Raw genomic sequence first — 14,596 nt, forward strand, 5'->3', positions numbered from 1 at the left:
AGTTCGACTTGATTACAATGCACGGTACTTCTCTCTTAATCGTTGTCTGACCCACTCTGCCACAGAGTTAACGGCAAAGGTAAAGACCAATAGAATCAGAGCCGCTAAGAACAAGATTCTATAGTGCGAGCTACCCACTTCAGATTCTGGCATTTCAACGGCAATGGTGGCCGACAAGGTTCGCATGCCCTCAAGTATGTTCCAGTCCATGATTGGCGTATTCCCCGTCGCCATCAGCACTATCATGGTTTCTCCAACGGCTCGCCCTAAGCCCATCATGATAGCCGAAAAGATGCCTGGGCTGGCAGTTAACAAGACAACATGGATTAAGGTCTGCCAAGGCGTAGCTCCGAGGGCGAGTGAGCCATCAGATAGATGTTTAGGCACAGAGAAGATCGCATCTTCAGCGATAGTGAATATGGTCGGAATAACGGCAAAGCCCATCGCAAAACCAACCACCAGCGCATTACGCTGGTCAAAGTCGATGCCGTGATCCGCTAGATACACTCGGACGTCCCCAGCAAAGAACCACTGTTCAATATTACTGCTTTGCAACAAAATCACACTGGTGATAAGCACAATCACCGGCATTAAAATCACTGCATGCCAGCCATTCGGCAGTCGACTCAACCAGCGTCTTGGTAACTTATGCCAAATGGCCCCCACTAAAATGGTCGACAATGGCAGAAAGACCAGCAATGCAATCACAGCGGCTAAGTGGCGTTCAACAATCGGAGCAAACCAAAGCCCGGCAAGAAAACCGATGATCACCGTCGGCAATGCTTCCATTAACTCAATCGATGGCTTAACCACACGACGCATTTTCGGCGTCATAAAGTAAGCCGTATAGATAGCCCCAAACACAGCGATCGGCACAGCAAATAACATGGCAAATGCCGCCGCTTTTAAGGTGCCAAATGCAATAGGAACTAAGCTGAACTTAGCTTCAAACTCATCATTGGCTGAGGTGGTTTGCCAAACGTATTCTGGCTCCGGATAACTTTCGTACCACACCTTTTGCCACAACGAAGATAACGATATTTCTGGGAATGGATTGTCAACTGAGGCCAAGCTCAAAGTCGAGTCTGTGTAGGCAAGCAGGTACTTCTCGTTGTTAGACATCGCCGCCAAAGTCGGAGCTTTGTCGTAAGCACGGTTAAAAATCACCAACTTTTCACTGGTCGTGTAATGACTTTGAACCGTTCCATTGATGTAAAAACTGTAAAAACCCTTTCGATAGGTGTCCGGCAACAGGAACTGTAATTCGGACGCAAGTTTGAATTCACGAATATGAGTTAAGCTGCGTTGCCCCTCTTGCAACACATCAAACCATTGCGATACCAGGCCGTCTTTGTGGCTCACCAGCAGTGAATAGGCACCGCTCAGCATTCGAATATCAGTCACTGCATGCTTAGCTTGACCAAGACTCAAATCAACAATCTCTCGAGTGACAAACTGTTGCTCACTCTTGTTCGCGATGATCAATTCCGAGCCGCTGCGTAAATACAGAGTACGGCCATCAGGGGTCAATATAAGTTGGTCTAAGTTCGGGAAAGAACGATTGAATTGGTAACGATGCGCCACACCTTCACGGTCTTGCCATACCACCTGCACGCTTTGATCGGCAAAGTAACCAGCCAGTGTTGGTGAGCCATCAACAGCGAAACTAAACTGGGTCAATCGGCTATTGGCACTGAGCGATAAATCTGAGTTGAGCAGCTCAACATCCGGCGAAAATTGGCGTTGATTACTTTGCAGGGTGCTGTTCATTAATGGATGAAAGATCTGCACTTCTCCTTGTGGAGATGCAAAAGCAAACAAGCCTTGCGACGCTGTTGATTGAGCAAACAATGAGTACTGTTGGCCGAGTTCAAAGCTCACTTCTGGTTGCTGAGCATTGTGTTTAAGTCGCCAAAAGTCGATATCACCCTGCTGGGAAATCACAAAGGCATGCTCGCCATAATCATCAACACCTAGCGCGACTGGCTGATCAGTTTGGATAGATTGTTGGGCAATATTGGCTTTGAACTGTGCGTCAGCAAATAGCGGCAATACCATCATAGCGAGGTACACAAAGATCAAAACCAGTGCAGCTAAAACACCGACACCTCCGGTTGATACCGCAAGCCGAACTAAGCGATCTTTGATTAGTCGCTTTCGATCACGTTCTCGCAATGAAAATTCGGCTTTTGCCATTTGTCCCACTTAACTAGATTTGCCCAGACGTATAATATTTAAATTAGGTGACAATTATATTACAGATCGCAATAAACTGCTGAAAACAATGCAATAAAAAAGTGCAATAAAAATGTCACATAAAGATCTTAATTTGCTTACGCTTAAAGGAATAATCCCCTCCCCTTGAGCACTTCGTCAGTCAGGTAAAAAGGTAAGGTCATGAGCGCAGAAAAGCTGTATATCGAGAAGGAACTTAGCTGGTTATCCTTCAATGAACGGGTCCTTCAAGAGGCCGCCGATAAGCATGTCCCCCTGATTGAGAGAATTCGATTTTTAGGCATCTTTTCCAATAACTTAGATGAATTTTACAAAGTAAGATTTGCCGATGTGAAGCGCCGTATTGTCATTAACCAAGAGCGCGGGGGTAACGACAACTCCAAACACTTACTGACCAAAATGCAGACCAAAGCGCTGCGCCTTAACGAACGTTTTGATGAACTCTATGCCGAGCTGATCCGCGAAATGGCACGCCGCCGTATTTTTTTGGTCAATGAGACTCAGCTCAACGAATCGCAACAAAGATGGGTCAAAAAATATTTTACCAGTGAAGTCTTGCCGCACATTACTCCTCTGCTTCTGCGCGATGACATCGATGTATTGCAATTTCTTAAAGATGAATACGCTTATATTGCCGTCGATTTGCATAAAGAAGGTGAGAGCGACTATGCCTTAATCGAGATCCCAACCGATCATTTACCGCGCTTTGTTATGGTGCCAGAGCAGAAAGGCAAACGACGAAAAACCATTATCTTACTCGACAATATTATCCGCTATTGCTTGGACGAATTGTTTAGCGGCTTCTTTGATTACGACCAACTTAACGGTTACGCAGTTAAAATGACGCGAGATGCGGAATATGACTTAAGCCACGAGGTCGAACATAGCTTGCTTGAGCAGATGTCAGAAGGCCTAAGCCAACGTTTAACCGCCATGCCTGTGCGCTTTGTGTATGAACGCGACATGCCAAGTGAAATGCTCGAATTCCTCTGTGATAAGTTACAGGTATCGAACTATGACAGTTTGATTCCAGGTGGTCGCTACCACAACTTCAAAGATTTCATTGGTTTTCCTAATGTTGGTCGCGAGTACCTTGAAAACAAACCGCTGCCACCGATGAAGTGTGCTGACTTTGACGGTTACGCCAACAAATTTGACGCGATTAAGAACCAAGACATTCTGCTCTACTACCCGTATCACACCTTTGAGCACATCTCTGAGTTGGTTCGCCAAGCTTCCTTTGACCCTAAAGTTCTCAGTATTAAAATCAATATCTATCGCGTAGCCAAGCACTCTCGCTTGATGAATTCATTGATTGATGCGGTGCACAATGGCAAGCAAGTGACGGTAGTGGTTGAGCTCCAGGCTAGATTTGACGAAGAAGCCAACATCGAATGGGCAAGGGTCCTGACAGATGCCGGTGTACACGTCATCTTTGGTGCTCCGGGTTTGAAAATCCACTCCAAACTCTTGTTAATCAGCCGACGTGAACAAGATGAAATTGTTCGTTATGCGCATATAGGCACCGGTAACTTCCACGAAAAGACCGCACGTATCTACACCGACTTTGCCCTGCTTACTGCCGATCCCGAGATCACCAACGAAGTACGCAACGTTTTCGGTTACATTGAAAACCCGTATCGCCCGGTAAAATTCAATCAACTGATCGTTTCACCGCGTAACTCTCGCAAACAATTGTATCGATTGATCGACAACGAAATTGCCCACGCCAAACTGGGTAAAAAAGCAAAAATAACGCTAAAGGTGAACAACTTAGTCGATAGAGGCTTAATCAATAAATTGTATGGCGCGAGTGCATCAGGTGTCGAAGTCCATATGATCATTCGAGGCATGTGTTCGCTCGTACCCGGAGTGGAAGGTGTCAGTGACAACATCAAAATCATCAGTATTGTCGATCGCTTCCTTGAACACCCTCGGGTATTGATCACCCACAACGATGGCGATCCCCAAGTATATATCTCATCGGCCGACTGGATGACGCGCAACATCGACCACCGAATTGAAGTGACCACCCCAGTTCGTGACCAACGTCTTAAACAGCGCATTATTGATATCATTAACATCCACTTTACCGATACAGTAAAAGCCCGCTGGATAGACAAGGAAATGAGTAATACGTATGTTCCGCGCGGAAACCGCAAGAAACTTCGCTCGCAGATTGCCATTTACGACTATCTTAAAAATGTAGAGAAACAAACGAAAAATCAAAAACGTAAAACTCAATCTGACGCTTATGACTCAAACTCAGGAAATCCGTGATGTAGCCGCAATAGATCTTGGTTCGAACAGCTTCCACATGGTGGTCGCTCGCGTTGTCGACCAAGACTTGCAGCTGGTTAGCCGACATAAACAACGTGTGCGCCTAGCAGCAGGCTTAGACGCCCAAATGAACTTGGATAATGCCGCGATTGAACGTGGATTAGAGTGCTTAGCGATGTTTGCCGAAAGGCTGCAAGGATTTGAGCTCGACAATGTTCGTATCGCCGCCACACACACCTTACGCCAAGCCAACAACGCACATATTTTTTTGCAACGGGCGCGTGAAGTCCTGCCATTCCCAATCGAAATCATCCCAGGCGTCGAAGAAGCTCGCCTTATCTATTCGGGTGTCGCCCATACTCAACCAGAATCCGACTCCAAACTGGTGGTCGACATTGGCGGCGGCAGTACTGAGATGATTATTGGTCGCGGTTTTGAGCCACTACTGATCAACAGCAAACAGATGGGCTGCGTTAGCTACACCAATCGATTTTTTGCCAATGGAAAGCTGTCGAATAAGAACTTTGCCAAAGCCACATTAGCCGCAGAGCAGAGACTAGAATCGATCGCGACTCGCTATCGAAAGAAAGGTTGGGATATCGCGTTTGGCTCTTCCGGCACTATTAAAGCCATTCGCGAAGTGTTGATTGGTCTTGGTTATGAAGATGGCATTATTACCAGCAAACGGCTTGATAAGCTGATTGAAAAATTGTGCCAATGGAACACAATTGATGACATTGAACTCAGCGGCTTGACGCCAGAGAGAAAACCCGTATTTGCCGCGGGGGTCGCGATACTGGCGGCGATTTTTAAAGATCTGAAAATCAGCGAAATGCACTTTTCTCAAGGGGCGCTACGTGAAGGTTTGTTGTTCGAGATGGAAGATGGCTTTAAACGGGCCGACATTCGTATGCGAACCACTGAAAACCTCGCGAGTAAGCACCTTGTCGACTTGGAACACGCCGCACGCATTAAAGGACAAGCCAGCGAATTTCTCCAGCAAGTACACTCTCAACTGGGGATTAAAGCCAAATCGGAACTGTTTGATTTACTCGAGTGGAGTGCTCTGCTGCACGAGGTCGGCTTGAGTATTAGCTTACAAGCGTTCCATCGTCATTCTGCTTACATCTTGCGCCATACCTACATGCCGGGCTTTAACCAAGAACAGCAACGAGTACTGGCTATGCTGGTACGCTTCCAACGTAAAGCGTTAAAACTGCATGAAATGGAAGAGTTCACTCTGTTTAAGAAGAAACAAGTGATAGGCCTGATTCGCGTTTTACGTCTCGCGATTCTGGTGCACGGGCAACGCAACGATGAGCCGCTGCCTGAACTGCATTTAGAGGTCACTGAAGAGAAGTGGTCACTCACTTCAAAAGATGATGAATGGTTAGAGCATAACAAGCTATTGCATGCCGATTTGGTCACAGAGCAAGAATATTGGCAAAACGCTGGTTGGGATTTGAGTTTTGAGCAATTAGACGACTAGCGCATCGCTAGTCGTCAGTGTGAATGCCAACCTTTGCCAACTCGCGCTTGGCAAGTTGAGCTGAGATAGGAATATAGCCGTCTTTTTCAACCAGGGCTTGACCTTGCGCAGAATAGATAAAACGAATGAACTCGCGCTCAATCGGTGATAGCGGCTTGGATGGGTGCTTATTCACGTAGACATAGAGATAGCGTGATAGTGGGTACTTACCTGATAAGATATTCTCTTGGCTCGGCTGGACATAGTCTTGACCATATTCAGCAATGGGTAGCAACTTAACTCCCGACACTTTATAACCAACACCAGAATAACCTATGGTGTTGATCGCAGAAGCCACCGACTGCACAACGGATGCAGACCCTGGCTGCTCATTGACACTGTTTTTGAAATCCCCACCACACAAGGCATTGTTCTTGAAATAGCCATAAGTCCCCGAAACAGAGTTACGACCAAACAATTGAATACTTCGCTTTGCCCATTGGTAATCCAGCCCCAGTTCAGACCAAGTTTCGATAGGGTCTAAGCCCCCACAACGTAATGTGGCAGAGAAGATACTGTCTAGCTGAGTGAAATTAAGGCCTTTTACTGGATTGTCACGATGTACGAAAATGCCAATCGCATCAATCGCCACGCGCAGCTCTGTCGGTTTGTAACCATGCTCACGCTCAAACGCTTCTATCTCTCGATTGCGCATTGGTCGGCTCATTGGGCCGAACTGCGCCGTACGCTCAGTCAGTGCGGGAGGGGCGGTAGAAGAGCCTGAGGCTTGAACTTGGCCGGTCACGCTTGGGTAAAGCTGTTTAAACTCCTCTACCCACAAGGTTGTCATTCCGGCTAAGGTGTCTGAACCAACACTGGTTAGCGTACCCGTAATGCCCCCTACCTTATTGTAGTCAGCAAGTGTCGTCGCCCATGTTGATAGGCTCAGCAAAGAAGAGGTAAAAAGCGCAGTGAGTGCTAACTTCATCAGTTTACTACCAAACGCGGTGGTAATATGAATGAGAATTTACTCCCGACGCCAACTTCACTTTGAATTTCCAAGTGGGCGTCATGGTGGCTCAGCGCATGTTTCACAATCGCTAAACCTAGCCCGCTCCCCCCCGTATCACGGGAACGCGCTTTATCAACGCGATAAAATCGTTCCGTTAGCCGGTGTAAATGCTGTGGTTCTATACCGTCTCCCTTATCTTCCACCTCAAGGCTGGCACCTTGAGCCGTCTGATACCAACGAACATAAATCTCGGCACCTGGTGGCGTATATTTTACGGCGTTATACACCAAGTTAGAGATCGCACTACGCATCTGATCTTCATCGGCAAACACTCGCAAGCTTGAATCAACATCAAAGTGCAGCTTGTGGCCATCATCGCCACTCAAACTGGCCGCCTCTTTTTCCAGAACTTCTAGCATCGCGGGAACATTAACCACTTCATCCAATTCGTGCATTGGAGCCGCTTCAATCTTAGATAATGTCAGCAACTGATTAACCAAACTGTTCATTCGGTTAAGTTGCTCTGTCATCACCCCATGCGCTTTGGTCCACATAGGGCCGACCACCATATCGGGGTCTTCAGTCATCTCAAGATACCCCTGCAGCACCGTCATTGGCGTTCTAAGCTCATGGGAAACGTTGGCAAAGAAATTACGACGCATACCTTCCAACTGCTTAAGCTGAGTCACATCACGCACAACCATCAAGTGTTCGCCTTCAGTGTACGGCACAATACGCAGTTCTAACATGCGCTCAACATTGAGTGGCGAGCGCATTTCTAGTGGCTCAGAGAAGTCTTGTTTATTGAGGTATTTAATAAAATCCGGCGTGCGAATCAGGTTGGAAATAGGTTGACCAGAATCATCAGGCCACTTAAAACCTAACAGATGCTGGGCAAGGCGGTTACACCAGACAATATTGCCTTCACCGCGAAACACCACCACCGCATCGGGTAAGGATTCCGCACCGTTACGGAAACGGCGGATGAGGTTGGTTAACTCTTTGCGCTTTTTACGTTGACGTTGTTGCAAGCGGTAGATGCCGTTAAACAGGGATTCCCAGTTACCAGTACCGGATGGCGGAGTTAAGCGCTTTTCATCCCATAACCATGCCGACAAACGCATTTGATTGTGCAGATGCCATACAAGCTGCAAAACCGTGGCTGCCAATAACAACCACGGCATGTAACCGAAAATCCACCCGACAATCACCCAAGGGGTGTAAAAAAAAGCCAGCTCCCAGGCTAGCTTTTTCCAAGTTAACCGCTCTACCACCTAATACTCCGTATTATTTTACGTCTCTCAATTATGCTTTGGTTGAGAAACGGTAGCCTGCGCCACGCACCGTTTGAATAAGTTTGTCGTGTCCAGCCGCTTCCAGTGCTTTACGTAAGCGACGAATGTGCACATCGACCGTGCGGTCTTCAACGTAAACATTGGTGCCCCACACGTTATTCAGTAGTTGCTCACGACTGTATACGCGCTCTTGGTGCGTCATAAAGAAGTGCAGCATCTTAAACTCAGTCGGTCCCATATCCAACGCTTCATCATTTGCTGTCACGCGATGCGATACAGGGTCCAGTTTCAAGCCTTGCACATCAATTACATCTTCTAGCGCAGTTGGTGTTACACGGCGAATGACCGCTTTCAAGCGTGCTACCAACTCTTTTGGCGAGAAGGGTTTGGTAATGTAGTCGTCAGCACCGACTTCAAGGCCGCGCACTTTATCTTCTTCCTCGCCACGAGCCGTCAGCATCACAACCGGAATATTGCGAGTCAGCTCTTCACGCTTCATATGCTTGATAAAGTTGATACCACTGCCACCAGGTAGCATCCAATCTAGTAACACTAGATCTGGGAAGGGTTCAGCCAGTTTAGTTACCGCGCTGTCGTAGTCTTCTGCTTCCACCGCTTGATAACCTTTCTGTTCAAGTACAAAGCAGAGCATTTCGCGAATTGGCGCTTCGTCTTCAACAACCAGAATCCTTCTAGACATAATTGAATAACCTTATGTTAGTTAAGTTTTTAGGGAGAATTGTACCCTTTGCAACGCTAAGCATTATCACTAGCAATTATGACACTTTTGTGACCTTTGAAAACAAATTTTCATATAACTTTCATCCCACTATTGCGCGTTTGCAGTAAGACAAAAGGGACAAAAGTCTTTATCATTGGCGCCTTAACTTCAGGTATAGAGAAAGAGTATGTGGTTTAAAAACTGTCTGGTATATCGTTTTAACCGTGATATCGAGTTCAATGCAGATCAGCTAGAAAAACAATTGGCTGAGTTTCGTTTTACCCCGTGTGGTAGCCAAGATAAGCAGAAATTTGGCTGGGTAACGGCAATGGGTAAACACGGCGATATGATGACGCATGTATCTGAAAACCGTATCCTTATTTGTGCAAAGAAAGAAGAGAAAATGTTACCCGCTTCGGTTATCAAAGACTCTTTGAACGCCAAAGTTGAAGCGATGGAAGCGCAGGAAGGCCGTCCTCTGAAAAAGAAAGAGAAAGACAACCTTAAAGACGACATCGTGATGGACTTACTGCCTCGTGCCTTTAGCCGTAGCAGCCATACCTACGTACTGATCCTGCCAAAAGAAGGATTCATTTTGGTTGATGCGAGCAGCTTCAAAAAAGCGGAAGATGTTTTAGCACTACTACGTAAGACGATGGGCAGCCTGCCTGTGGTTCCTGCTATCCCAGAAAAAGCAGTCGAAACAACCCTTACTGAATGGGTGAAAACGGGTGAGACGCCGGTTGGCATTCAAATGCTTGACGAAGCTGAGCTTAAATCAGTGCTAGAAGAAGGCGGTGTGATTCGCTGTAAGAAGCAAGAGCTGACCGCTGACGAGATCCGCAGCCATATTGATGCTGATAAAGTTGTGACTAAACTGGCATTATGGTGGCAAGAGCGTATCGAGTTCATCTTAGCCGAAGACGGCAGTATCAAGCGACTCAAGTTTTCTGATGAACTTAAAGACCAGAACGACGATATCCCACGTGAAGACCAAGCAGCGCGCTTTGACGCGGATTTCTCTTTGTTGTGTGGTGAGCTAAGCGCATTCTTACCTAATCTATACGAATGCCTAGGTGGCTTACCTCACCCTAACGCTTAATCTCTTTGGTGCTCGGACTGTCCGAGCACCTTTTTCAATTCCCTCACCTTAGTTATGGACTTTTTCCTAGTCACAAGTCACATTTTGGCGTAAAATTTGCGCCCCCGATCCCACGAGGTGGAATCGGCCTGACTTGAGATCAGATTAAGAGAATTACACATGACTGAGAAAGCATTCGTACCAGAGCTACTGTCACCTGCAGGTAGCCTTAAAAACATGCGTTACGCATTTGCCTACGGCGCAGACGCGGTATACGCAGGCCAACCTCGTTACAGCCTTCGCGTACGTAACAACGAGTTCAACCACGAAAACCTAAAAATCGGTATCGATGAAGCCCATGCCCTTGGCAAAAAGCTTTACGTGGTTTGTAACATCCAACCGCACAACTCTAAGCTAAAAACCTTCATCCGCGATCTTAAACCTGTGGTTGAAATGGGCCCAGACGCACTGATCATGTCTGACCCAGGTCTAATCATGATGGTTCGCGAAGCCTTCCCTGAAATGCCAATTCACCTGTCTGTACAGGCGAACGCAGTTAACTGGGCAACCGTGAAGTTCTGGGCAGCAAACGGTGTTGAGCGTGTGATTGTTTCTCGTGAGCTTTCTCTGGAAGAGATCGAAGAAATTCGCGAGCACTGTCCTGAGACCGAACTCGAAGTGTTCGTGCACGGTGCTCTATGTATGGCTTACTCTGGTCGTTGCCTACTGTCTGGCTACATCAACAAACGTGACCCTAACCAAGGTACATGTACCAATGCATGTCGTTGGGAATACAAGGTTGAAGAAGGCAAAGAAAACGACACTGGCGACATCGTTGAGAAGTTCGACCCAGCACAAGCGCAAGCAGTTGAAGTTCAAGACGAGCGTCCTGAAACGACAATCGGTCGTGGTAAGCCAACTGATGAAGTAGTTCTACTCTCTGAAGCACACCGCCCAGAAGAGAAGATGGCGGCGTATGAAGATGAGCACGGCACTTACATCATGAACTCAAAAGACTTGCGTGCAATCCAACACGTTGAGCGCCTGACGAAGATGGGGGTTCACTCACTCAAGATTGAAGGCCGTACTAAGTCTTTCTACTACTGTGCTCGTACCGCTCAGGTCTACCGTAAAGCGATTGATGATGCGGTTGCAGGTAAACCATTCGATGAGAGCCTAATGACCACGCTAGAAAGCCTAGCTCACCGTGGCTACACAGAAGGTTTCCTACGTCGTCACACGCACGATGCTTATCAAAACTACGATTACGGTTACTCCGTTTCTGACGCTCAACAGTTTGTTGGTGAATTCACGGGCAAACGTCGTGGTGATCTGGCTGAAGTTGAAGTGAAAAACAAATTCGTTGTCGGTGACAGCCTTGAGCTTATGACGCCAAAAGGCAACGTTATCTTCACCCTTGAAGCAATGGAAAACCGTAAGTCACAGCAAATCGAGGACGCAAAAGGAAACGGCCACTTCGTATTCATTCCAGTTCCAGAAGATATGGATCTAGAATACGGCCTATTAATGCGTAACCTAAACTCAGGTCAGGATACTCGTAACCCGACAGGTAAATAAGCCATGGCGTTACTGATCACCGATAAGTGCATTAACTGCGATATGTGTGACCCTGAGTGCCCAAATGGCGCGATTACCATGGGTGACACTATCTTTGAGATCGATCCCGATCTCTGCACTGAGTGTAAAGGTCACTACGATAAGCCAACGTGTCAGTCTGTGTGTCCGATTACGAAATGTATCATCACAGATCCAAACCACGTCGAGACTGATGAAGAGCTCCTCGAAAAGTTCGTCATCATTCAAGGTTTAGCTTAATTAGAAACGCCGCTCACTGAGCGGCGTTTTTATTTCTGCCCGATTATTTATAACTTAGCTCTGTCGCCTTTCCCTTAAATATTCGATACACCGCAAAGGTATAAAGTAAGATCATTGGCATAACAACCATCACGCCATAACCCACAATCATCAAGGTTGCTGGCGAAGACGCCGCGTCTTGAGCTGTCATGATTCCCGGGACCACTTCAGGGAAAAAACTGTACGCCAAGCCCAAGAAACTCAGGGCGAAAATCAGTGTGACACCAAAGAAAGGCCAACGTACGCCAAGATCATTAACCATAGGAACTTGGCGTAAGTAGCGATCCACTAAGAATATAGTCGCCAACACAACCAAAGGAATAGGGGCAAGCAATAAGATCTCAGGGAAGCTAAACCAGCGCAAAGCGACTTGTTCACTCACCACTGGATTGACAACACTCACCACTAAAATTCCTATCGCAGCAAGCCAACCCGCACGTCTCGACCAACGAGCCGATCGGATCTGTAATTCCCCTTCCGTTTTGAGCACCAACCACGCACCGCCGATGTAGACATAGGCCGCTGTGACACACAATGCGCTTAACCACGCAAATCCCAATGCTTCTGTGCTTTGTTCAAAGCCCATAATGTAACGACCGACCATATAGCCTTGAGTCAGTGCCGTGACTAACGATCCAATACGGAAACACCAATCCCAACGCGGTTTGTGGTCGGCGTTCGCTTTAGCACGAAAGTCGAAAGCAACACCGCGCATGATTAACGCAATCAGCATAATCGCAGTGGGTAGATAGAGCTCAGTGAGAATCACACTGTGCGCGGTTGGAAAAGCAATCAGCAAAATACCAACCGCAAGGACCAACCAAGTTTCATTGGCATCCCAAAATGGTCCGATCGAGGCAATCATTCTATCGCGCTGGGCTTCACTGTCGCTTGGCAGCAGAATCCCCACGCCCAAATCATAACCATCGAGCACAGCGTACATAAAGACCGAGAAGCCAAGCAGCAGCAGATAAATTTCAGGTAGGTGGTCTAACATGAAGACGCCTCTTGTTGGGTTAAAGAAACTTGATGGGCAGTCACGTCTTTACGTGCTAAATAAAACAGAGTGTGGATATAAGCCACCAGCAAAGCGGCATAGATAGCTAAATACATCAACAAGGAAATCATCACACTACTGCTCGCAACCGTTGTGACCGCCTCTGAGGTACGTAATACCCCACTCACAAGCCAAGGCTGGCGACCAATTTCCGTCACATACCAACCAGCTAATGTCGCAGCCCAACCAGAGAAAGTCATCGCCAACACAATATAGAGGTAAGGTTTAGGCAACGCTTTTTTGCGCGCCACCTTCACGGCGCCATACCAGCTGACCAATAACATCAATACACCCACACCGACCATGATTCTAAAGCCAAAAAACAGCGGTTTTACTGGTGGGTGATCAGGCGCGAATTCGTTTAAACCTTGAATTTCTCCCTCTAGATCATGGGTCAGGATTAAGCTTGCTAACTTAGGAATTCCGATGGCTAAATCATTACTGCGAGTCTCTTCGTTCGGCATCGCAAACAATAATAAGGGCGCACCTTGCTCGGTTTCCCACACACCTTCCATTGCCGCAATCTTAGCGGGCTGATGTTCTAGTGTGTTCAAGCCATGCAAGTCACCAACTAAAATCTGCAGCGGAATAAACCCTGCCGCGGCAAGCAGCGATACTTTTAAGCCTAACTTGGCCGCGCGATGATTCGGCTGCTTGATCACTTGATAAGCCGAAATACCGGCAATTAGGAAACTTGCTGTTAACGCAGAGGCCAGCAAAGTATGGGCAAAGCGGTAAGGCAACGAAGGATTGAGGATCACTTCTTTCCAACTGGTGACATGCACAATGCCATCAATCACTTCATAACCACTTGGCGTGTGCATCCAACTATTGAGCACCAATATCCAAAATGCCGACATGCTGGTTCCAATCGCAACCAGCACAGTCGCTAGAGTATGAAACCAATCTGGCACTCGGCCACGACCAAACAACATTACCCCAAGGAAAGTCGCCTCCATAAAGAAAGCCGTCATCACTTCATAGCCAAGCAATGGCCCTGCAACATTGCCAACTCTTTCCATAAATCCGGGCCAGTTAGTACCGAACTGGAAACTCATGGTGATACCAGATACCACACCAAGCGCGAAAGTCAGGGCAAATATTTTGACCCAAAAATAGTAAACATCCAGCCATACTGGAGCCTGAGTACGCTTGTAACGCCACTTAAAGAACACCAACATCCAGGCTAAAGCAATAGTGATGGTGGGAAAAAGAATATGAAAACTGATATTTGCTGCGAATTGGATTCGAGACAGCATGAGGGTATCGAACATCTTGGTTCCTCAAAGACTCGTCGTGCTCTTTCGAGCGCTTAAATGTAATTTAATTACGCAAAAGACCACGATTTGGATTCATTTAAAGAGAAAAACCGTCAAACGGCCGATCTCTGACAATGATTTATATCAAGTAGAGGAAGGAAAGGAGTGGACTAAATTATCTCAAAAGCCCGCAAATAGTGGCAAAAAGTGACGATAAGAAAGGAAATGTAACCATTAAAAGATAAAAAATGACTTTTCGGCAATACCTGATTCTGGCTTCGCAATATGTGAAATAAAATTACAAAAAACCAGA

11 protein-coding genes are annotated in these 14,596 nt (G+C 46.9%); 5 read left to right on the forward strand and 6 right to left on the reverse strand.

The genetic code is table 11. The features are described 5' to 3' along the window. Nucleotides 1-12: 12 nt before the first annotated feature. Nucleotides 13-2,196 (reverse strand): ABC transporter permease subunit, encoded by a 2,184-nt coding sequence (locus tag RH45_RS21020; RefSeq protein WP_008081259.1) that lies wholly within the window; start codon nucleotides 2,194-2,196, stop codon nucleotides 13-15. A 201-nt stretch (nucleotides 2,197-2,397) separates the two neighbouring features. Here RH45_RS21020 and ppk1 point away from each other — a divergent pair, with 201 nt between their 5' ends. Further along, nucleotides 2,398-4,515: a polyphosphate kinase 1 gene (gene ppk1 / locus RH45_RS21025; RefSeq protein WP_008081260.1), complete on the forward strand. Its 2,118-nt coding sequence runs from the start codon at nucleotides 2,398-2,400 to the stop codon at nucleotides 4,513-4,515. Next, entirely contained in the window at nucleotides 4,490-6,004 is a 1,515-nt protein-coding gene (gene ppx / locus RH45_RS21030; protein WP_008081261.1) for an exopolyphosphatase, read from the forward strand. The genes ppk1 and ppx overlap by 26 nt, the downstream gene beginning before the upstream one ends. 7 nt (nucleotides 6,005-6,011) lie before the next feature. Here the strand turns inward: ppx and RH45_RS21035 are convergent, their stop codons facing one another. The 3 genes from RH45_RS21035 to phoB are packed head-to-tail and all read right to left on the reverse strand — an operon-like array spanning nucleotide 6,012 to nucleotide 8,990. After that, nucleotides 6,012-6,971 (reverse strand): PstS family phosphate ABC transporter substrate-binding protein, encoded by a 960-nt coding sequence (locus RH45_RS21035; protein WP_008081263.1) that lies wholly within the window; start codon nucleotides 6,969-6,971, stop codon nucleotides 6,012-6,014. Further along, nucleotides 6,971-8,269 carry a phosphate regulon sensor histidine kinase PhoR gene (gene phoR, locus RH45_RS21040; protein WP_008081264.1) on the reverse strand — a complete coding sequence of 433 codons (1,299 nt, stop codon included), beginning with the start codon at nucleotides 8,267-8,269 and terminating at the stop codon, nucleotides 6,971-6,973. Before phoR ends, RH45_RS21035 begins: the two co-directional genes overlap by 1 nt. Before the next feature lie 31 nt (nucleotides 8,270-8,300). Beyond that, on the reverse strand, nucleotides 8,301-8,990 hold the full coding sequence (gene phoB, locus RH45_RS21045) for a phosphate regulon transcriptional regulator PhoB (RefSeq protein WP_004747931.1): 690 nt from the start codon (nucleotides 8,988-8,990) through the stop codon (nucleotides 8,301-8,303). 208 nt (nucleotides 8,991-9,198) lie between these two features. On the opposite strand from phoB, the gene rdgC reads away from it, so the two are divergent. From rdgC to RH45_RS21060, 3 genes are all read left to right on the forward strand, one after another. Then, on the forward strand, nucleotides 9,199-10,113 hold the full coding sequence (gene rdgC / locus RH45_RS21050; RefSeq protein ID WP_008081265.1) for a recombination-associated protein RdgC: 915 nt from the start codon (nucleotides 9,199-9,201) through the stop codon (nucleotides 10,111-10,113). 159 nt (nucleotides 10,114-10,272) lie between these two features. Next, nucleotides 10,273-11,670: a prephenate-dependent tRNA uridine(34) hydroxylase TrhP gene (gene trhP, locus RH45_RS21055; protein ID WP_008081266.1), complete on the forward strand. Its 1,398-nt coding sequence runs from the start codon at nucleotides 10,273-10,275 to the stop codon at nucleotides 11,668-11,670. Nucleotides 11,671-11,673: 3 nt separating this feature from the next. After that, nucleotides 11,674-11,928: a YfhL family 4Fe-4S dicluster ferredoxin gene (locus RH45_RS21060; protein WP_008081267.1), complete on the forward strand. Its 255-nt coding sequence runs from the start codon at nucleotides 11,674-11,676 to the stop codon at nucleotides 11,926-11,928. A 43-nt stretch (nucleotides 11,929-11,971) separates the two neighbouring features. On the opposite strand, the gene RH45_RS21065 is transcribed toward RH45_RS21060, so the two are convergent. Together RH45_RS21065 and RH45_RS21070 are read right to left on the reverse strand one after the other, a co-directional pair. Then, on the reverse strand, nucleotides 11,972-12,964 hold the full coding sequence (locus RH45_RS21065) for a cytochrome d ubiquinol oxidase subunit II (RefSeq protein ID WP_008081268.1): 993 nt from the start codon (nucleotides 12,962-12,964) through the stop codon (nucleotides 11,972-11,974). Then, nucleotides 12,958-14,298 carry a cytochrome ubiquinol oxidase subunit I gene (locus RH45_RS21070; RefSeq protein ID WP_039959034.1) on the reverse strand — a complete coding sequence of 447 codons (1,341 nt, stop codon included), beginning with the start codon at nucleotides 14,296-14,298 and terminating at the stop codon, nucleotides 12,958-12,960. Before RH45_RS21070 ends, RH45_RS21065 begins: the two co-directional genes overlap by 7 nt. Between the last annotated feature and the right edge of the window lie 298 nt (nucleotides 14,299-14,596).

The organism is Vibrio sinaloensis DSM 21326, assembly GCF_000189275.1.
GTDB lineage: Bacteria > Pseudomonadota > Gammaproteobacteria > Enterobacterales > Vibrionaceae > Vibrio > Vibrio sinaloensis.

Bases quoted from the DNA above. Each gene is read 5' to 3' on its own strand.
- RH45_RS21020 (WP_008081259.1), bottom strand. From the start codon at position 2,196: ATGGCAAAAGCCGAATTTTCATTGCGAGAACGTGATCGAAAGCGACTA.
- ppk1 (WP_008081260.1), top strand. From the start codon at position 2,398: ATGAGCGCAGAAAAGCTGTATATCGAGAAGGAACTTAGCTGGTTATCC.
- ppx (WP_008081261.1), top strand. From the start codon at position 4,490: ATGACTCAAACTCAGGAAATCCGTGATGTAGCCGCAATAGATCTTGGT.
- RH45_RS21035 (WP_008081263.1), bottom strand. From the start codon at position 6,971: ATGAAGTTAGCACTCACTGCGCTTTTTACCTCTTCTTTGCTGAGCCTA.
- phoB (WP_004747931.1), bottom strand. From the start codon at position 8,990: ATGTCTAGAAGGATTCTGGTTGTTGAAGACGAAGCGCCAATTCGCGAA.
- rdgC (WP_008081265.1), top strand. From the start codon at position 9,199: ATGTGGTTTAAAAACTGTCTGGTATATCGTTTTAACCGTGATATCGAG.
- trhP (WP_008081266.1), top strand. From the start codon at position 10,273: ATGACTGAGAAAGCATTCGTACCAGAGCTACTGTCACCTGCAGGTAGC.
- RH45_RS21060 (WP_008081267.1), top strand. From the start codon at position 11,674: ATGGCGTTACTGATCACCGATAAGTGCATTAACTGCGATATGTGTGAC.
- RH45_RS21065 (WP_008081268.1), bottom strand. From the start codon at position 12,964: ATGTTAGACCACCTACCTGAAATTTATCTGCTGCTGCTTGGCTTCTCG.
- RH45_RS21070 (WP_039959034.1), bottom strand. From the start codon at position 14,298: ATGTTCGATACCCTCATGCTGTCTCGAATCCAATTCGCAGCAAATATC.